At 69.3% G+C, this 16,981-nt stretch carries 16 protein-coding genes; 9 read left to right on the top strand and 7 right to left on the bottom strand.

Annotated elements, in window-relative coordinates:
• Positions 1-108 precede the first annotated feature (108 nt).
• Both glnE and rrtA read left to right on the top strand, forming a co-directional pair.
• Positions 109-3,135, top strand: coding sequence for a bifunctional [glutamate--ammonia ligase]-adenylyl-L-tyrosine phosphorylase/[glutamate--ammonia-ligase] adenylyltransferase (gene glnE, locus IPF36_RS12680; RefSeq protein ID WP_135704919.1), 3,027 nt, complete (start codon positions 109-111; stop codon positions 3,133-3,135).
• 7 nt (positions 3,136-3,142) lie between these two features.
• On the top strand, positions 3,143-3,796 hold the full coding sequence (gene rrtA, locus IPF36_RS12675) for a rhombosortase (RefSeq protein WP_133097687.1): 654 nt from the start codon (positions 3,143-3,145) through the stop codon (positions 3,794-3,796).
• A 37-nt stretch (positions 3,797-3,833) separates the two neighbouring features.
• On the opposite strand, the gene mprA is transcribed toward rrtA, so the two are convergent.
• The 4 genes from mprA to IPF36_RS12655 form a co-directional block, all read right to left on the bottom strand.
• Positions 3,834-5,465, bottom strand: coding sequence for an MprA protease, GlyGly-CTERM protein-sorting domain-containing form (gene mprA, locus IPF36_RS12670; RefSeq protein ID WP_135704920.1), 1,632 nt, complete (start codon positions 5,463-5,465; stop codon positions 3,834-3,836).
• Positions 5,466-5,600: 135 nt separating this feature from the next.
• Complete coding sequence (locus IPF36_RS12665; RefSeq protein WP_133097614.1) at positions 5,601-6,044, bottom strand: hypothetical protein; 444 nt, start codon at positions 6,042-6,044, stop codon at positions 5,601-5,603.
• A gap of 90 nt (positions 6,045-6,134) precedes the next feature.
• A complete protein-coding gene (gene recN, locus IPF36_RS12660) occupies positions 6,135-7,907 on the bottom strand; it encodes a DNA repair protein RecN (protein WP_133097613.1) in 1,773 nt (590 codons plus the stop codon).
• 87 nt (positions 7,908-7,994) lie between these two features.
• Positions 7,995-8,912: an NAD kinase gene (locus tag IPF36_RS12655; RefSeq protein ID WP_133097612.1), complete on the bottom strand. Its 918-nt coding sequence runs from the start codon at positions 8,910-8,912 to the stop codon at positions 7,995-7,997.
• 103 nt (positions 8,913-9,015) lie between these two features.
• Between IPF36_RS12655 and hrcA the strand changes: the two genes are divergently transcribed.
• The 3 genes from hrcA to IPF36_RS12640 all read left to right on the top strand — a co-directional run bounded on the left by hrcA (position 9,016) and on the right by IPF36_RS12640 (position 11,664).
• Positions 9,016-10,053 (top strand): heat-inducible transcriptional repressor HrcA, encoded by a 1,038-nt coding sequence (gene hrcA / locus IPF36_RS12650; protein WP_133097611.1) that lies wholly within the window; start codon positions 9,016-9,018, stop codon positions 10,051-10,053.
• Between the two features lie 103 nt (positions 10,054-10,156).
• Positions 10,157-11,272, top strand: coding sequence for a ferrochelatase (hemH, locus tag IPF36_RS12645; protein WP_133097610.1), 1,116 nt, complete (start codon positions 10,157-10,159; stop codon positions 11,270-11,272).
• Complete coding sequence (locus tag IPF36_RS12640; protein ID WP_133097609.1) at positions 11,269-11,664, top strand: RNA-binding S4 domain-containing protein; 396 nt, start codon at positions 11,269-11,271, stop codon at positions 11,662-11,664. Before hemH ends, IPF36_RS12640 begins: the two co-directional genes overlap by 4 nt.
• Positions 11,665-11,751: 87 nt before the next feature.
• Here IPF36_RS12640 and IPF36_RS12635 read toward each other — a convergent pair whose 3' ends face one another.
• Positions 11,752-11,925 carry a hypothetical protein gene (locus IPF36_RS12635; protein WP_165971578.1) on the bottom strand — a complete coding sequence of 58 codons (174 nt, stop codon included), beginning with the start codon at positions 11,923-11,925 and terminating at the stop codon, positions 11,752-11,754.
• A 273-nt stretch (positions 11,926-12,198) separates the two neighbouring features.
• On the opposite strand from IPF36_RS12635, the gene grpE reads away from it, so the two are divergent.
• Both grpE and IPF36_RS12625 read left to right on the top strand, forming a co-directional pair.
• Positions 12,199-12,753 (top strand): nucleotide exchange factor GrpE, encoded by a 555-nt coding sequence (gene grpE / locus IPF36_RS12630; RefSeq protein ID WP_195428081.1) that lies wholly within the window; start codon positions 12,199-12,201, stop codon positions 12,751-12,753.
• Between the two features lie 83 nt (positions 12,754-12,836).
• Positions 12,837-13,274 carry a co-chaperone YbbN gene (locus IPF36_RS12625; RefSeq protein ID WP_195428080.1) on the top strand — a complete coding sequence of 146 codons (438 nt, stop codon included), beginning with the start codon at positions 12,837-12,839 and terminating at the stop codon, positions 13,272-13,274.
• A 27-nt stretch (positions 13,275-13,301) separates the two neighbouring features.
• On the opposite strand, the gene IPF36_RS12620 is transcribed toward IPF36_RS12625, so the two are convergent.
• Together IPF36_RS12620 and IPF36_RS12615 are read right to left on the bottom strand one after the other, a co-directional pair.
• Complete coding sequence (locus tag IPF36_RS12620) at positions 13,302-14,585, bottom strand: phospholipase A (protein WP_195428079.1); 1,284 nt, start codon at positions 14,583-14,585, stop codon at positions 13,302-13,304.
• 161 nt (positions 14,586-14,746) lie between these two features.
• Positions 14,747-15,178 carry a DUF1841 family protein gene (locus IPF36_RS12615; RefSeq protein WP_133097604.1) on the bottom strand — a complete coding sequence of 144 codons (432 nt, stop codon included), beginning with the start codon at positions 15,176-15,178 and terminating at the stop codon, positions 14,747-14,749.
• A 91-nt stretch (positions 15,179-15,269) separates the two neighbouring features.
• On the opposite strand from IPF36_RS12615, the gene IPF36_RS12610 reads away from it, so the two are divergent.
• Together IPF36_RS12610 and IPF36_RS12605 are read left to right on the top strand one after the other, a co-directional pair.
• Entirely contained in the window at positions 15,270-16,205 is a 936-nt protein-coding gene (locus IPF36_RS12610) for a DMT family transporter (protein WP_195428078.1), read from the top strand.
• An 87-nt stretch (positions 16,206-16,292) separates the two neighbouring features.
• Entirely contained in the window at positions 16,293-16,880 is a 588-nt protein-coding gene (locus IPF36_RS12605; protein WP_195428077.1) for a malonic semialdehyde reductase, read from the top strand.
• Positions 16,881-16,981: the final 101 nt, after the last annotated feature.

The raw sequence follows: 16,981 nt of genomic DNA, 5'->3' as shown, positions 1-16,981 counted from the left end.
CAAGAATGCGCGCACCGCGCGCGGCGTGAACCGATGCGGCATGACCCGGGTTCGCCCGCTTTGCCGCCGGTACCGGCCGCACCTTTTCTCGCATTTCAAATTACTGGAATGACTGTCTCTGACCCGACGAGTTCCGCCGCTGGCGATCCCTCCGACCAACATGGCGCGGGCGCCACACCGGGACCGGCTTACCTGGCGGATCCGGCGGCGGCGCTTGCCCCCGGCGAAGGCCCCGGGACCATGACCGCCGGCGCCTTTGCCGTCACTGCGGCGCAGGCCTTGCCGCAGGGTCTGCAGGCGGCCGGCTGTGGCGGCCACGTATTGTACTCGGCAGCGTATTCGCACTACGCGCGGCGTGTGCTGCTGGCCCGCCCCGAACTGCCCGCGGTGATCGCGGCGGCGGCCGGGCAGCCGCTTACGCGCGCGTGGATGGAGGCGCGGCTGCAGGCGCTGCACGAACCTTCGGCCGATGCCGAGGAAGCCACCAAGCGCACCTTGCGCCGGCTGCGCGCCGAAGTCATGTGCGCGGTGATCGAGCGCGACCTGCGCGGCCTGGCCGCGCTGGGCGAAATCACCGGCGCCATGACCGACCTGGCCGAACTGGCGATCCAGCATGGCCTGGCGGTGCTCGGCGCCGATCTCGCCACTACCTTCGGGCGCCCGGTCGGCGAGCAGAGCGGCGAGGTGCAGGAGCTGGTGGTGGTCGGCATGGGCAAGCTCGGCGGGCGCGAGCTCAATGTCTCGTCCGACATCGACCTGATCTTCCTGTATGACGAAGACGGCGACACGCAGGGCGGCACGCGCAGCCTGTCCAACCATGAGTATTTTATCCGCCTCGGCCGCCGCCTGATCAACCTGCTTGCCGAGGTGACCGCCGATGGCTACGTGTTCCGCGTCGACATGCGGCTGCGGCCCAATGGCGACGCCGGCCCCCTGGCGTGCAGCCTCGGCATGCTGGAGGAATACCTGGTGGTGCAGGGGCGCGAGTGGGAGCGCTACGCCTGGATCAAGGGCCGCGTGGTGTCGGCGCTCGGCACGCCGCACGCGCAGCGCACCGCCGGCCTGCTGGCGCGCCTGACCACGCCGTTCGTGTTCCGGCGCTACTTGGACTACGGCGTGATCGCGGCGATCCGCTCGCTGCATGCGCAGATCCGCAGCGAGGCCGCCAAGCGCAGCGGCGGGCTGGCGGGCCACGGCATGAATATCGGCAGCCAGCGCTCGTTCAATATCAAGCTCGGCCGCGGCGGTATCCGCGAGATCGAATTCATGGCGCAGGTGTTCCAACTGATCCGCGGCGGCCAGGATCCCGCGCTGCGCGTGCGGCCCACGCTGGAAGTGCTGGGGGTGGCGGTCGAGCGCGGCCTGCTGCCCGCCGGCCAGGCCGGACAGCTGGGCGACGCCTACCGCTTCCTGCGCCAGCTGGAGCACCGCCTGCAGTACCGCGACGACGCCCAGACCCATCACCTGCCGACCTCGGAAGACGAGCGGCTGGCGGTGGCGCGGATGATGGGCTGTGCCAGCTGGAACGAACTGCTGGCGCGGCTGGCGGCGCTGCAGGAGCCGGTGGCGCAGCAGTTCGAGGCGACCTTCTCCGACCCCGACGCCGCGCCCTGCGAGGCGCTGTGGCCCGACATCGTGCTCGACGACAACGCCGCGCGCGCGCAGGACAACCAGCAGGACGCCGCCGCGCCGGCGCAGGGCGGGGAGGATGCGTGCGACGATGCCACGCCGTGCCGGCGCCTGCAGGCGGCCGGCTTCACCGACTGCACCGGCCTGTTCGACCGGTTGCGCGCGATCGCGTCGTCGCTGCGCTACCGTGCGCTGTCCGAGTCCAGCCGCGCCCGCTTCGACCAGCTGGTGAACCGCGCGCTCGACCTGGCCGCGCGCCAGGACGACGCCGACAGCACCATCGCGCGCTTTATCGACTTTCTCGAGGCCATCAGCCGGCGCGCCTCCTACCTGTCGCTGCTGTCCGAGTACCCGCAGGCGATGGACCGCGTTGCGCAGACGCTGCATGCCTCGCGCTGGGCCGCGGCCTACCTGACGCGCCATCCGCAACTGCTCGACGAACTCCTCGACAGCGATGCGCTGGCCGGCGCGCCCGACTGGGCCGCGTTCCGCAAGCGCCTGCACGAGCGGCTGCTGGCCGCCGAAGGGCAGGTCGAGCACCAGATGGACATCCTGCGCCGCGAGCACCACGCCGAGACCTTCCGCGTACTGCTGCAAGACCTGCAGGGCATGCTGACGGTGGAACAGGTGGCCGACCGGCTGTCGGACCTGGCCGACGCCATGCTCGATGCCACGCTGCAGACGGTGTGGCGCCAGCTCGCCACGCGCCATTGCGACACGCCGCGCTTCGCGGTGATCGCCTACGGCCGGCTCGGCGGCAAGGAGCTGGGCTATGCCTCGGACCTCGATATCATCTTCCTGTATGACGACGAGCACGAGAGGGCGCCCGATGTCTACGCCGCCTTCGCGCGCCGGCTGATCACCTGGCTCACCAGCCATACCGCGGCGGGTGCGCTGTTCGACGTCGATACGCGGCTGCGCCCCAACGGCGCGGCCGGCCTGCTGGTCACCGGCTTCGACGCCTTCCGCCGCTACCAGCTGCGCGAGGGCGACAACACCGCATGGGTCTGGGAACACCAGGCGCTCACGCGCGCGCGCTTCTGTGCCGGCGATGCGGCCATCGGCGAGCGCTTCGAGGCGCTGCGCGACGAGGTGCTGCGCCAGGAGCGCGATGCCGCGGTGCTGCGCGGCGAGATCGTGCAGATGCGCCGCAAGGTGGCCGAGGGCCATCCCAATCCCACCAGCCTGTTCGACCTCAAGCACGACCGCGGCGGCATGGTCGACATCGAGTTCACGGTGCAGTACCTGGTGCTGCTGCACAGCCGCGCGCATCCGCAGCTGACGCGCAACGCGGGCAATATCGCGCTGCTGCGCGAGGCCGGCGCGCTCGGGCTGATCGATGCCGCGCTGGCCGTGGCGGTGGGCGACGCCTACCGGCTGTTCCGCGCGCGCCAGCACCAGTTGCGGCTCGACGGCCAGGCGCACGCGCGCTTGGCGGCGGAATCGGTCGCCGGACAGAGGGCGCAGGTGCGCACGCTGTGGCAGGCCGTGTTCGGTGAGGACTGAGGCCACCATGGCCACGAAGGCCACGCCCGCCGCGGCGGCCCCGGGCCGTCCCGCCGGTGCCTCGTGGCCGGGGCTGCTGGCGGCGAGCGCGCTGGTGTGGGCGCTGTCGGCCTGCTTCACCTTCCTGCCGTGGTGGCACGCCCACGGCCTCTATCTGCGCGATGCAGTACGGCTCGACGGCCAGTGGTGGCGGCTGGCCACCGCCATGTGGGTGCACCTGGGCGCGATGCACTGGCTGGCCAACGCACTTGCGGCCGCGGGGCTGCTGGCGCTGGCCGGGCGTGCGGCGCGGGCGCGCGCCATGCTGCTGGTGTTGCTGGCGTGCGGCCTTGCCGTGCAGGCCGCGCTGCTGCGCGTGCCATCGGTCGGCTGGTATGGCGGCTTGTCCGGCGCCTTGCACGGGCTGGCGCTGTGGGGCGGGCTCAGCCTGTTGCGCGCGCCCGGGTTGTCGCGCGTGCTCGGCGTACTGCTGTGCCTGGGCGTGCTGGCCAAGGTGTGGCTGGAGCAATCGTGGCTGGCGCCGGTGATCTTTGACCCGTCATGGGGGTTCGGCGTGGTGCGCGCCGCGCACGCAGCCGGCGCGGTGGCCGGACTGCTGTGCTGGGTCGTGCAGGAGTGGTGGCTGGCGCGGCGGCCGCTGCGCAGCGCCGACGGCGACTGAGCCGCATCCGCGGCAGGGCAAGCTGGCAGGGCAAGCTTTATGCGCGCCGGCGCAGCGCGAAGCCGAGCAGGCCGGTGCCGGCCAGCGCGAGCGCGAGCCAGCGTGGCACCGCGCCGCCACCGCCACCGCCGGACGGTGCCGGCGCGGCGGCCGCCGGCGGGGCCGACACCGCCGCGGCCAGCGCGTTGTCGGCATCCAGCAGCCCGGCGCCGCACACGCCTGGATTGGTGGTGCAGAAGGTGCCGGATGGATGCGGCCGCGCCGAGGCCTTCAACGCCGCGGTCACTTGCGCCGGCGTCAGCGACCCGTTCAGCGCGAACATCATCGCCACCACGCCAGACACCATCGGTGCCGCGAAGCTGGTGCCCTGCGACGACGATATCGTGTAGGCCCCGATCGAGGTGGTGCCGTTGTTGCCCAGCGTGCGGATTACCGAAAGCGTGGTGGTGCATGCCCCGTTCTGCACGCGCGAATTGCCGCAGCCGCCGCCCGGCGCGCTGATCGCCACCTGCGGGCCGATGTTGGCATAGGTGGCGTTCTCGCCGTCGTTGGCGTGGGCCGTGACGGCGATCACACCGCTGCAATCGGCCGGCGCTTCGACCGCGCTGCGGTTGTTGCCCGCCGCCGCCACCACCACCACGCCGCGCGCGTTCAGGTCGTTGACCGCCTGCTGCTCGATGCTGCTGCAGGTGCCGCCGCCAAGGCTGATATTGACCACCCGCGCCGGGGTTGGATTGGCCGGCACATTCGGCACCGGCAGGCCGCCCGCCCAGCGCATGCCGTCGACCGTATCGGACAGCAGCGCGCCGCAGCGTCCCGACACCCGCACCGGCAGGATGGGGGCGCTCCAGTCGACGCCGGCAATGCCTTCGCCGTTGTTGGTGACCGCGCCCATCACGCTGGCCACGCGCGTGCCGTGCCAGCTGTTGGACGTGGCCTCGGTGGTCGGTGTTGAACTGCCGGGGCAGGTGAAGCCGGCCGGGACATTGTCGCCGGGATCGGTAGCGTCGCTGTCGCGCCCGTCGTCGCCGTCATTGGAGACGATGGCGCTGCTGATGAAGTCAAAGCCCGGCAGAAGCCGGGAGGCCAGGTCGGGGTGTCGCAGCACGCCGGTATCGACCACCGCGATCACGATGCCGCCGCTGCCACGCGTGCGGTCCCAGGCGCGCGGCAGGTTGACGCCGCCGACGGCGGTGCCGGTGCCCATCAGGTAAGGCTGGTTGGCGGAGAATTGCGGGTCGTTGGGCAGGGTATCGTGCAGGTGCAGCCAGCGGTCCGGCACGGCATCGGCCACGCGCGGGTCCTGGCGCAGGCGGGCGGCGGCGGCTTCCGGGTCGGAGGCGAGTTCGTCCGGCACCTGCAGCAGGTCCATGTTGCCGCCCATGGGGCGGCGCAGCGTGGCGGCGATGCCGGTGCGCTCGCGCAGTTGCTGCAGCGGACTCGTCGCTGATGCGGCCGGCTCCTTGCTGCTCACGGTGGAGGTGGTGCCATCGCGCCAGCGCACGATGATCTGGCCGGTGTAGGCCGGGGCCGCGGCTGAAGTCGAGGAGGGCGCGGCGCCTGCGGCGACCGGTGCTGCGCCACAAAGCGCAGCGATGGTGATCAGGGCTGCCCGCCAGTGGGGCAACGCGAAGCAGTGACGGAAGACGGACTGCGCGGGATGCAGCATGTATTCCTCCAGAGGCACCCCGCACGTCATCGGGCGCGCAGGGGGATCGAATGTAGGGAATACGATCCGCGCCGGTTGCGCAAGGGATACCGAAGGTTTAGAACCCGCCGCTTCCGGACGGACTCCGCGGGCAACTCAGCTCTTGGGCATATCCCGGCTGGTCGGCATGGTGCGGTTTGGCTGGATCATCCGGTCCGGCTCGGCGGTCTCGACACGCGGGATGGCGCGCAGCGTATCAACCGCCTGGTCGATGGTGGCATCCGCCGATTTGGAGATCGCCGTCACCAGCCAGACCCCGCCCGACATGGGGCGCTTGACCACATAGCGGATCGGGCCCTTGATCTCGGCCAGCAACTTCCCGGCATCCTCGGACATTTCGACCGCGGGCGGCTTGAACTTGACCATGATGTCGCCCACCGCGCGGTCGTCGGTGATGCTTCCCGGCGGCGGGGCGTAAGGCCCCGACTGGGCCTTGCAGCCAGACAATGCCAGCAGTGCGGCCGTGGCCGCTGTGGCCAGGGCCAGGACGGCGCGCAAGGGGCGGTGGCGGCGGCCTGCCGGCGGCGCGTGGCGGGTCATGGTGAGGCTCCTGTGAAAGTTGGTTCGGGTGCGCCGATGCAAGCGCGATGTGGGGGCGACGTGGGCGATGTGGGCGACGATGCCGGGGCATCAGCCGGCGGCGCGGCGGCCGCGCCGGCTTTCCTTGGCCGTGCCGCGCACCGGGGCGCCGGCCTGGGCTTCGGCGCCTTGCGCCAGCATCTCTTCGGCATGCTGCAACGTGGTCGCGGTGACGGTTGCGCCGCCCAGCATGCGCGCGGTCTCGACCACGCGCCCGGCCGGGTCGAGCACGCGGATGCGTGAGCGCGTAACCGAGCGCGTAACCGAGCGCGTGACCGAGCCATCACCGCCATCGGTGGTTTCCTTGCTGACCAGCAGGTGCGTGCCGGCCTGCGCGGCGACCTGCGGCAGGTGGGTCACGCACAGCACCTGGCGCGCGCGGCCCAGTTCCTGCAGGCGCCGGCCGACGACTTCGGCGACGGCGCCGCCGATGCCGGTGTCGACTTCGTCGAAGATCAGCGTCGGCGTGGGCGAAGCCTCGCTGGTAATCACCGAGATCGCCAGGCTGATGCGCGCCAGTTCGCCGCCGGACGCGACCCGCGCCAGCGGCCGCGCGCTGACGCCGGCATGGCCGGCCACCAGGAACTCGACCTGCTCCAGGCCGTAGCTCTGGCCGTCTTCCAGCGTGTTCAGCGCGGCGACAAAGCTGCCGCCCGCCATCGACAGGCCCTGCATGGCCTCGGTGACCGCGGCCGACAGCGCCTGCGCCGCTTGCGAGCGCGCATGGCTGAGGTGCTGCGCCAGCGTCAGGTAGGCGGCCTTGGCGGCGGCTTCGCGCGCCATCACCTTGTTCAGGTCCTGCGCGGCCTGCAGGTCGTCGAGCTGCTGGCGGCGCGCCAGCAGCTCATCGGGCAGCTGCTCGGGAGGCAGGCGGTACTTGCGCGCGGTGGCGTGCAGCGCCTGCATGCGTTCCTCGACGGCCTGCAGCCGTTCGGGATCCAGCTCGAGCCGGTCGACGTAGCGGGTCAGCGAATGCGCGGCTTCCTCGGCCTGCACCTGGGCCGGCTCGAGCGCGGCCAGCACGTCGCGCAGCGCCGGGTCGACGTCGGCCAGCTGCTGCAGCCGGTGCACGATGGTGTTCAGCGCCGATAGCACCGAGCCGTCGGCTTCGGACAGCGCCTCCAGCGCCGCGCGGCTGCCGTCGATCAGGCCGGCGGCATGCGACAGGCGGTTGTACTCGGCCTGGATCTCTTCCCATTCGCCCGGCTGCGGGTTGAGCTTGTCGAGCTCGCCGACCTGCCACTCCAGCCGCTCGCGCTCGAGCTGCATCTCGCGCGACTGGTGCTCGACCGCCTCGCGCTGGCGCACGCAGGCGCGCCACGCGCGCCAGGCCTCGGCCACCGCGCCGGCCTGCTGGGTCAGCCCGGCGTGGGCGTCGAACAGCAGGCGCTGCGCGTCCGGGCGCAGCAGCAGCTGGTGCGCGTGCTGCCCGTGGATGTCGACCAGCTGGTCGCCCACTTCGCGCAGCTGCGCCAGCGTGGCCGCGGCGCCGTTGATAAAGGCCTTGCTGCGGCCGCCGGCATCGACCGTACGCCGCAGCAGCACCGCGCCGGCGCCGTCATCGTCTTCGGCATTGAGCTCGCGCTCGGCCAGCCAGGCGTCGAGCGCCGGGTGGGTCGTGAAGGTGGCGCTGATGCTGGCGCGTGCGGCGCCTTCGCGCACGATGCCGGCGTCGGCCCGCTCGCCCAGCACCAGGGCCAGGGCGTCGATCAGGATCGACTTGCCGGCGCCGGTCTCGCCGGTAAAGACGGTGAAGCCAGGGGTGAAATCGAGGTCGAGCGTGTCGACGATGACGAAATCGCGGATGGACAGGCTGCGCAGCATCGTGGCGGATCGTGGCGAAAGTGAGATCGGTCCGGAAAGTCGGGCTGGCGTAGGATCGGGGTGGCTAGCTCGGGCTCTGGGGGCGGCTCAGAGGCGGTTGTCTTCGGACGGGTATTCGTGCCAGTGCAGCTTCTTGCGCAGCGTGGCGTAGTAGTTGTAGCCCACCGGGTGCAGCAGGTTGATGCTCTTCTCCGAGCGCCGCACCACGATGCGGTCGCCGGGCAGCAGCGAGGTCAGCGACTGCATGTCGAAATTGACGCTGGCGTCGCGCGCGCTGGCCACTTCGATGGTGACCTCGGCATCGTGCGGCAGCACGATCGGGCGGTTCGACAGCGCGTGCGGGGCGATCGGCACCAGCACCACGCCCGACAGCGTCGGGTGCAGGATCGGGCCGCCGGCGGACAGCGCGTAGGCGGTCGAGCCGGTCGCGGTCGACACGATCAGGCCGTCCGAACGCTGGTTGTACATAAAGTTGCCGTCAACGGACACCGCCAGCTCGACCATGCCGGAAATGCCTGAGCGGTTCACCACCACGTCGTTCAGCGCCAGCGCCGAAAAAATGACGCTGTCGTCGCGCACCACGCGGGATTCGAGCAGCAGCCGGTTCTCGGCCTCGTAGCGGCCGTCGAGCATGTCGGGCAGCACCGTGTGCACGTCTTCCAGCGCGATGTCGGTCATGAAGCCGAGCCGCCCGTGGTTGACCCCGATCAGTGGCACGTCGTACCCGGCCAGCTGGCGGGCAATGCCCAGCAGCGTGCCGTCGCCGCCCAGCACCACCGCCACGTCGGCGTGCTGGCCGATTTCCTCGGCCGACAGGGCAGGGTAGGCGGTCAGCCCGGTGGCCAGCGCGGTCTCGCGCTCGAACACCACATCCTGGCCGTTGCGCAGGATATAAGAGGCGATCTCCTCCAGCGGTCCTTCGATGCCGGCAGTCGAGTAGCGGCCCACCAGGGCGACGGTGTTGAACGAAGTGCGCAAGGCGCTGGCTCTCGGGGGGGCGGACATGCCGGGATTAGACCATACCGCCGCTGCCGTTGCCAGCAGGCGCCGGCGCCGCAACCCAGGCGGGGCGCCAGAAGGTCTAAAACTTGCGTAAAATCGGGACATCATGGATGAACGTTCCAAAACGCTGCTCAAGACCCTGATCGAGCGCTACATCGCCGAAGGCCAGCCGGTCGGGTCCCGCACCCTGTCGAAATTCTCGGGGCTGGACCTGTCACCCGCGACCATTCGCAATGTGATGTCCGACCTGGAGGAAATGGGCTTTATCGCCAGCCCGCACACGTCGGCCGGCCGCATCCCGACGCCGCGCGGGTACCGGCTGTTCGTCGATTCCATGCTGACGGCCAAGCCGCTGGAGCGCAACACCGAACTGGCCGAGCTGACCGGCCAGATCCAGGGCCAGCTCGGCGCCCAGCAGCTGGGTCCGCAGCGCATGATCACGGCGGCAGCGCGCACGCTGTCCAACCTGTCGCACTTCGCCGGCGTGGTGATGACGCCCCGGCGCGCGCAGGCGTTCCGGCAGATCGAATTCATGCGCCTGTCCGACAAGCGCATCCTGCTGATCATCGTCAGCCCCGAGGGCGACGTGCAGAACCGGATCATCCAGACCGAGCTGTCGTATACCCCGGCCCAACTGATCGAGGCCGCCAACTACTTCAACTCGCACTACACCGGCATGAGCTTCGACGCCGTGCGCAGCCACCTGCGCGTCGAGCTGCAGGACCTGCGCCGCGACATGTCGCAGCTGATGCAGGCGGCGGTCGAGGCCGGCAGCGTGGCCGACGACGAGGAAGACGACCACGTCTATATCAGCGGCGAACGCAAGCTGCTCGAAGTGGAAGACCTGTCTTCCAGCATGGACAAGCTGCGCCGGCTGTTCGACGTGTTCGAGCACAAGACCAGCCTGCTGCAGCTGCTCGATGTCTCCAGCCACGCCCAGGGCGTGCAGATCTTCATCGGCGGCGAGAGCCAGCTGGTGCCGCTGGAAGACATGGCGGTCATCACCGCGCCGTACGAGGTCGACGGGCAGATCGTCGGCACCCTCGGCGTGATCGGCCCGACACGCATGGCATACGAGCGCGTGATCCCGATCGTAGACATCACCGCGCGGCTGCTGTCCAGCGCGCTGAGCCAGAACCAGTGACGCGGCTGGCCGGTCTGACAAGCTGCCCCATTCCTACCGAGCGCCACCTGCGCTGGCGCGCCGCCATGGCGCGTTGCCGGCCGCGCGCCAACCCGGAAGCGACATGACGTTTTCACCCGAACCGGTTTACCAGCACGGGCAGGCGCCGCGCACGGCGATCCTGCTGGTCAACCTGGGTACCCCCGATGCGCCCACGCCCAGGGCGGTGGGGCGCTACCTGAAGGAATTCCTGTCCGACCCGCGCGTGGTCGAGATCCCGCGTGCCGCCTGGCTGCCGCTGCTGCATGGCGTGATCCTGCCGCTGCGTTCGCGTGCGTCGGCGTTGAAGTACGAGTCGATCTGGCTGCGCGAGGCGCATATGACCGGCTCGCCGCTGCTGGTCTACAGCGAGCGCCAGGCCCATGCGCTGCAGCGGCTGCTGAACCAGAACGGCCACGAGGTGACGGTGGCGTGCGCCATGCGCTACGGCAACCCCTCGATCGCCTCGGTGATGGAAGCGCTGCGCCGCCAGGGCTGCGAGCAGGTGCTGGTGCTGCCGATGTATCCGCAGTACTCCGGCACCACTACCGCAACCGCCTTCGACGAAGTGTTCCGCGTGCTGGGACAATGGCGCAACCAGCCCGAGCTGCGGCTGGTCAAACATTTCCATGACCATCCCGCTTATATCTCGGCGCTGCACCAGCAGGTCGGGGCCTACTGGTCACGGCACGGCATGCCCGATTTTGCGCACGGCGACAAGCTGATCCTGTCGTTCCACGGCGTGCCGCGGCGCACGCTCGAGCTGGGCGACCCGTATCACTGCGAGTGCCTGAAGACCGGCCGGCTGTTGGGCGACGCGCTGGGCTTGCAGCCGGGGCAATATCAGGTGACGTTCCAGTCTCGTTTTGGCAAGGCGGAGTGGCTGCAGCCGTACACGGCCCCGACGCTGGCGGAGCTGGGCAAGGTTGGCGCCGGCCGGGTCGATGTGTTCTGCCCGGGTTTCCCGGCGGACTGCATCGAGACGCTCGAGGAAATCGCGATGGAAGGGCAGACCGAGTTCAAGGTCGCGGGCGGCAAGGATTTCCACTTTATTCCTTGCATGAACGACGCGGCGCCGTGGGTGGCGGCGATGGCGGAGATTGCCCTGCAGCACCTGCAGGGATGGCCGCTCAACACGCCGCACCCGCATGAGCTGGAAGCGCGTCGCTCGCGTGCGCAGACCCGGGGAGCCGCAGCATGAACGTGGATTTTGAAGCGGATGCGCGCCAGCGCATCGACAAATGGCTATGGTGCGCGCGCTTTTTCAAGACGCGCTCGCTTGCGGCCGAGGCGGTGGAGCGGGGCAAGGTGACCGTCAACGGCCAACTGGTCAAGAACTCGCGTGAAGTGCGGCCCGGCGACAAGGTCGCGCTCGAAGCGCACCAGCAGCGCTGGGAACTCCAGGTGAAGGGCATTGCCCCGGCGCGCGGACCGGCACCGGTGGCGCAGACGCTGTATGAAGAGAGTGCCGACAGCCAGGCGCGCCGGCAGGCCGAGGCCGAGCGGCGCCGCCTGCAGCCGGAGCCCGCCGCGCAGTTGCAGGGGCGCCCGACCAAGCGCGACCGCCGCCGCATCGATGACTTCCGGCACTGAGGCTGGCAGGAACGACACGCGGCGGCGCCGGCACAATGCCGGGGCCGCCGCGGTGCGAGCGTGTGTGCCGGAAAGTTGCGCTGGCGCTTATTCCTGCGAGACTTCCTGGCTGATGATAGGAACGATGTAGTGCTTGAACACCGCCTTGCCACTGCCATACTCGGTATCGCGCGGCGAGAAGGCGTCGGACAGGCAGATAAAGGCGGTCATGACCGCCAGGGCGGCCACGAGGCAGAGCGTCACGACTGGCAGCTTATGCATGGCCAACCTTTCGGAAGAGGCACAAAAATGAACCATCTCCAGGCCCCCGGCATTTTTGTCATTTTTCGTAAGAGAATGTTAGTGAGTGCAGTGCAGCAAGGCAATAAGGCGTCAATTGCATAACTCACGCCTTTGTAACCGCTTGTTTCCGCGTCTCGCCGGCGCCACTCTTGAAATCCGGCGCGACGCCACCAATTGCCCGCTAAACACGCCGATTGACCCACCGCGGCCGTACCCACGGACGGCCGCGCCAATGCATTGATACGGATCGACATGGAAGAACAGAAGCAGACGCCATCCAACCCGACGCCCAACGACGAAGCCAGCGCCCCTGCCGCGCAGGAGAACGCCGCGCCGGAGGCTGCCGCCGTGGAGGATGTGGCGGCCCAGCTGGCCGCCCTGGAAGCCAAGGCGCGTGAACACTACGACCTGTACATGCGCGCGGTCGCCGAGGGCGAAAACATCCGCCGCCGGGCGCAGGAAGACGTTGCCAAGGCCCACAAATTCGCCATCGAGAACTTCGCCGACAACCTGCTGCCGGTGATGGACAGCCTGCAGGCCGCGCTGGCTGACGGTTCCGGCGATATTGCCAAGCTGCGCGAAGGCGTCGAACTGACTGCGCGCCAGCTGGCAGCCGCGTTCGAGCGCGGCAAGATCGTGGAACTGAACCCGGTCGGGGAGAAGTTCGACCCGCACCGCCACCAGGCCATTTCGATGGTGCCGGCCGACCAGGAACCCAACACCGTCGTCACCGTGCTGCAGCGCGGCTATACCATTGCCGACCGCGTGTTGCGCCCGGCGCTGGTGACGGTGGCGGCACCGAAGTAAGCCGGACTGCTTAGCGGCTGAGGCTGCGCCCGGTGCCGTCCAGGCCCGGGCGTTTTGCTTTCTTGCCTTTGCGGGAGCGAATCATGTCAAGCGAATCGCCGGCCGGCGAGCCGTCCGCGGACCAGGCCGCGGCAGCCCACCTCGACCATCGCGCCTTCGAGGCCTTTGGCATGCGCCAGGTCGACGACGCCGGCATCGACGCCGCGATTGCGCAGGCCGGCGATGCGCTGGTGTGCGTGTTCTTCTGGGGCGTGGATTGCTTCAATTGCGAGATGGCAAAGAAAGCCATGCTCGCCAATCCCGAGCCGATCCGGGCACTCGGCCTGCACTGGCTCCATGCCAATGTCTATGAGCACCCCGCACTGGGCAAGCGCTTCGGCCTGCACGGCATCCCGGTGTTCATGTTCTTCCAGAACGGCAAGAAGCTCGGCCGTGCCACCGGCTGGCATGGCCACGGCCAGTTTGCCGCTGCGGTCGCCAATGCCCGGCTGAAGGCGGGCGGCAAACCGCTGGCGGGGTGAACCGGCCAGCCAGGCGGCATCAGGCCTTCAGCGCGACAGCGCGTAGCCGATGCGGAACTGCCAGGGCAGCTTGTGGTTGTAGTCGAGCAGGCTTTCGCCATAGCCGACGAAGTAACCCGCCATCAGGTAACCCGCGGTACCCGGCAGCAGCCGCGCCAGCGGATAGGTGACCTGCGCATCGACGCTGCCGTACCACTTGCGCGTGCCCTTGCGCAGCGTGGCGGAAAACTCCCATGAATCCGGGCGCCCATACGCGATGCCCAGGTCCATATAGCCGCGGTAGTGGGCGATGTCAGGGTTGTCGCCCTTTTCCACGTAGGCATAGAGCTTGGGCGCGACGCGCCAGTGCCAGTCGTTCTGGTCGCCGATGTAGAACGTCGGCTTGACGAACACGGTGTTGATGCTGCGCGACTCGTCGCCGCTGCGGCCGTTGGACTCGTGCTCCACGCCGGCCGCCAGCGACAGCCGGCTGATGGCCCGGTTGCGCACGCCGGTATCCGACAGGTAGTAAAACAGGCTCGGCCGGTAGTTGGTGTCGCGGAACGGCTTGGACTGCTCAGACAGGTCCCATAGCGAGAACTGGGTGAAGCCGAGGTAGAGGTTGTCGAACAGGCTCTTCGATGCCGGATCCTCGCCCTCGAAGATCCGGTACTTGAAGCTGAACTGGAACTTCGCGTTGGCGCCATCGTGCGCGCCGACGATGAAGTACATCGGGTCGTAGAACGACAGGCGCGCGCTGTCGCGCAGGTCCGCGGGCGCCGGGGCGGTGGCGCTTGCGCTGGTCACCGGCGTGATCGGAACCGGGACCGTCTCCGCGGCTTCGCCAGCGGCCCCGGCCGTAGCGGCTACCGCGGGCGGGGCGGCGGTGGTGGCCTCGCCCGGCTGCGGCAGCCGGTTCAGAGTGACCACCACCGGCGCGGCGTCGATGCCGGTCGCATCCAGCCGCACCTGGCCGCGCAGCTGCGGCGGCAGGGTCGCGCTGTAGCGGATGGCGCGGTGCTCGCCGCGGCGCAGGTTGACCATGGGCGGCGCGGAGACCTCCCGCCACAGTACGAGGCGTACCGGCGCCTGCATTTCGCTCGACGCGGTCACTTCCAGCGTATCGGGGATCCGGTAACGGCGCGTCGCGCCGTCGGCGCTGACCACCAGCGTCAGCGTCAGGGGCTGGTTGCCGTCGATCACGCGTGGCGGCTGCAGCAGCGCCACGCCGGCGTGGGCGGCCAGAGGAAAAGCCAGCGCCAGTGACAGGCAAAGGGGGGCGACGGCGCGGCTGGCAGGCGCCAGCCGGCGGGGCAGGGTCAATCGGGACATGATGCTGGGCACCGCGGGCGCGGCTGGAACGGCGCGCTGCGGCATCGGGAAATTTCGGAACCCGCAAAGCCTACCACGCGATAGAAAGCGGGTTGTGACGAAATGTACGCAACCGTTGCAGACGGCTAGCAGGCTGCCAGCAACCGGCTAGCGTGGCGGGCTCAGCGCATCGCGCGCCGGCGCACGCTGTCGACGTATTGTTCGCCGTCCGGCGGCAGGCCGCTGCGCTGTGCCTGCCACAGCATCTCGCCCAGGCATTCCATCACTTGGTGCTGGGCTTCGTGCGGCGAATCGAGTCGGCGTACAAGCGCCTCATAAGCCTCGCGAATGCCGCGTGGCTGGTCGACGGAAACCTGTTCCGAGATCGACAGGTGCATCGCCAGGTGCAGGAACGGGTTGGTCTGGCCTTGCTCGGGGGTGTAGTCCTGCGTCAGCGCGCCTTCGGTGTCGCGCAGCAGGTCGTGGTACTCGGGATGCTCGCCGATCCAGTCGACGGCAATGACTTCCAGCGGCGTCAGCACGCTGCCCGCGATCTGCTTCTGCCAGGCTTCGCAGAAGAAACGGCGGACTTCTTCTCGTGAGGGATTAAACATGGTGGCGCCATTGTAAACGAGGGGCGCGGCGAGCGCTGGCGCGCCGGCGGCGCCAAGTAGAATGCGGTATCGCCGACTTCCCGCCATCTTCATGACCGCCTCCGCCACCGCCCACGAACAGGCCCGCGCCAAGCTCACCGGGGTGCTGCTGATCGCGGTGTCGGCCAGCGCCTTCGGCGCCATGGCGATCTTTGCGCGCTTTGCCTATGCGGCCGGTGCCGACGTCTATGGCCTGCTGCTCGTACGTTTCGTGCTGGCGGCGGGGGCGCTGGCGTGGGTGATGCGCACGCGCGGCATCGGCCTGCCGCCGTGGCGGCGCGTGCTGGCGCTGGCGGCGATGGGCGGCATTGGCTATGTGGGCCAGTCGTTCTGCTTTTTCAGTGCGCTGAACCATGCGCAGGCCAGCCTGGTGGCGCTGCTGCTGTACCTGTACCCGCTGTTTGTGACGATCCTGGCCGCGGTGTTCCTGAAAGAGCGGCTGACCACGGCGGCCGTGATCGCGCTGGTGCTGTGCTCGGTGGGGGCCGGGCTGACGGTCGGCGGCGGCGAGGGTTCGCCGCTGGGCATCGCGCTGGGGCTGGCGGCGGCGGTGATCTATTCCGTCTACATCATCGTCGGCGCGCGCGTGACCGCCGGTGTCAACCCGATCGCCACCACCACGGTGATCTGCAGCGCGGCCGCGCTGGTCTACGGTGCGGTCGGGCTGCTGCGTCTTGGCGCGGGTGTGCCGCCGCAGTTCCCGGCGAGCGCAGGCGGCTGGCTGGCGCTGGCGGCGATTGCGCTGCTGTCGACGGTGCTGGCGATCCTGACCTTCTTCGCCGGGCTGCAGCGGCTTGGCGCGGCGCAGGCTTCGATGCTGTCGACGCTCGAGCCGGTGGTCACGGTGCTGCTGGCGGCGTTGCTGCTGGGCGAGCACATGGGCGGCACGCAGGCGCTCGGCGGCGGGCTGATCCTGGCCGGCGTGCTATGGCTGACACGGCGCAGCAGCGCGCCGGCACCGGCCCGCGGCGACATGCAAGAGAATTGAACGGGTTGGTCAAAGACGCTGGCACGGCACATCCTGGCGCTTGGGTAAAATCGCCGCTTCTTTCACTTCATGCATAGGAAGAGCCGCATGTCCCAGATCGACCAAGCCGCGCTGGCGCAACTGTTCACCGAGGCCCGCACCCACAACGTGTGGCAGGACCGCCACGTGGACGACGCCGTCCTGCACCAGGTCTATGACGCGATGAAGTTCGGCCCGACCGCCGCCAACAGCAGCCCGGCCCGCATCGTCTTCGTCAAGAGCGCGGCCGAGAAGGCGCGCCTGGTGGATTGCGTATCGGCCGGCAACGTCGACAAGACCCGCTCGGCGCCGGTCACGGCGATCATCGCCTTCGACAAGGCCTTCCACGACCAGCTGCCGCGCCTGTTCCCGCACGCCGACGCGCGTGCCTGGTATGCCGGCAACGACGAGAAAATCGCCCGCGACGCCCTGATGAACAGCTCGCTGCAAGGCGGCTACTTCATCCTGGCCGCACGTGCGCTGGGCCTGGATTGCGGCCCCATGGGCGGTTTCGACGCCGACAAGGTCAACGCGGCCTTCTTCCCCGATGGCAAGTGGTCGGTCAACTTCCTGGTCAACCTGGGCTACGGCGTTGCCGACAAGCTGCATCCGCGCCTGCCGCGCCTGCCGTTCGACGAAGCCTGCCGCATCGTCTGAAGAGGCCGCGCGCCAGAACCAAAAAAAAGCGACCCGTCGGGTTAATGCCGTTCAGTTAAGGTCCTTTCTGAGGAACCGGACGGTGTAGCGCTTAGGCAGGG

This window comes from Cupriavidus sp. IK-TO18 (genome assembly GCF_015549295.1).
GTDB lineage: Bacteria > Pseudomonadota > Gammaproteobacteria > Burkholderiales > Burkholderiaceae > Cupriavidus > Cupriavidus oxalaticus_A.
Note: the sequence above shows the minus strand (reverse complement) of the source record. Positions and strands in the feature narration are given on the sequence as shown.

Bases quoted from the DNA above. Each gene is read 5' to 3' on its own strand.
- rrtA (WP_133097687.1), top strand. From the start codon at position 3,143: ATGGCCACGAAGGCCACGCCCGCCGCGGCGGCCCCGGGCCGTCCCGCC.
- IPF36_RS12610 (WP_195428078.1), top strand. From the start codon at position 15,270: ATGACCGCCTCCGCCACCGCCCACGAACAGGCCCGCGCCAAGCTCACC.
- recN (WP_133097613.1), bottom strand. From the start codon at position 7,907: ATGCTGCGCAGCCTGTCCATCCGCGATTTCGTCATCGTCGACACGCTC.
- hrcA (WP_133097611.1), top strand. From the start codon at position 9,016: ATGGATGAACGTTCCAAAACGCTGCTCAAGACCCTGATCGAGCGCTAC.
- glnE (WP_135704919.1), top strand. From the start codon at position 109: ATGACTGTCTCTGACCCGACGAGTTCCGCCGCTGGCGATCCCTCCGAC.
- hemH (WP_133097610.1), top strand. From the start codon at position 10,157: ATGACGTTTTCACCCGAACCGGTTTACCAGCACGGGCAGGCGCCGCGC.
- IPF36_RS12605 (WP_195428077.1), top strand. From the start codon at position 16,293: ATGTCCCAGATCGACCAAGCCGCGCTGGCGCAACTGTTCACCGAGGCC.
- mprA (WP_135704920.1), bottom strand. From the start codon at position 5,465: ATGCTGCATCCCGCGCAGTCCGTCTTCCGTCACTGCTTCGCGTTGCCC.
- IPF36_RS12655 (WP_133097612.1), bottom strand. From the start codon at position 8,912: ATGTCCGCCCCCCCGAGAGCCAGCGCCTTGCGCACTTCGTTCAACACC.
- IPF36_RS12625 (WP_195428080.1), top strand. From the start codon at position 12,837: ATGTCAAGCGAATCGCCGGCCGGCGAGCCGTCCGCGGACCAGGCCGCG.
- IPF36_RS12620 (WP_195428079.1), bottom strand. From the start codon at position 14,585: ATGTCCCGATTGACCCTGCCCCGCCGGCTGGCGCCTGCCAGCCGCGCC.
- IPF36_RS12665 (WP_133097614.1), bottom strand. From the start codon at position 6,044: ATGACCCGCCACGCGCCGCCGGCAGGCCGCCGCCACCGCCCCTTGCGC.
- IPF36_RS12640 (WP_133097609.1), top strand. From the start codon at position 11,269: ATGAACGTGGATTTTGAAGCGGATGCGCGCCAGCGCATCGACAAATGG.
- grpE (WP_195428081.1), top strand. From the start codon at position 12,199: ATGGAAGAACAGAAGCAGACGCCATCCAACCCGACGCCCAACGACGAA.
- IPF36_RS12615 (WP_133097604.1), bottom strand. From the start codon at position 15,178: ATGTTTAATCCCTCACGAGAAGAAGTCCGCCGTTTCTTCTGCGAAGCC.
- IPF36_RS12635 (WP_165971578.1), bottom strand. From the start codon at position 11,925: ATGCATAAGCTGCCAGTCGTGACGCTCTGCCTCGTGGCCGCCCTGGCG.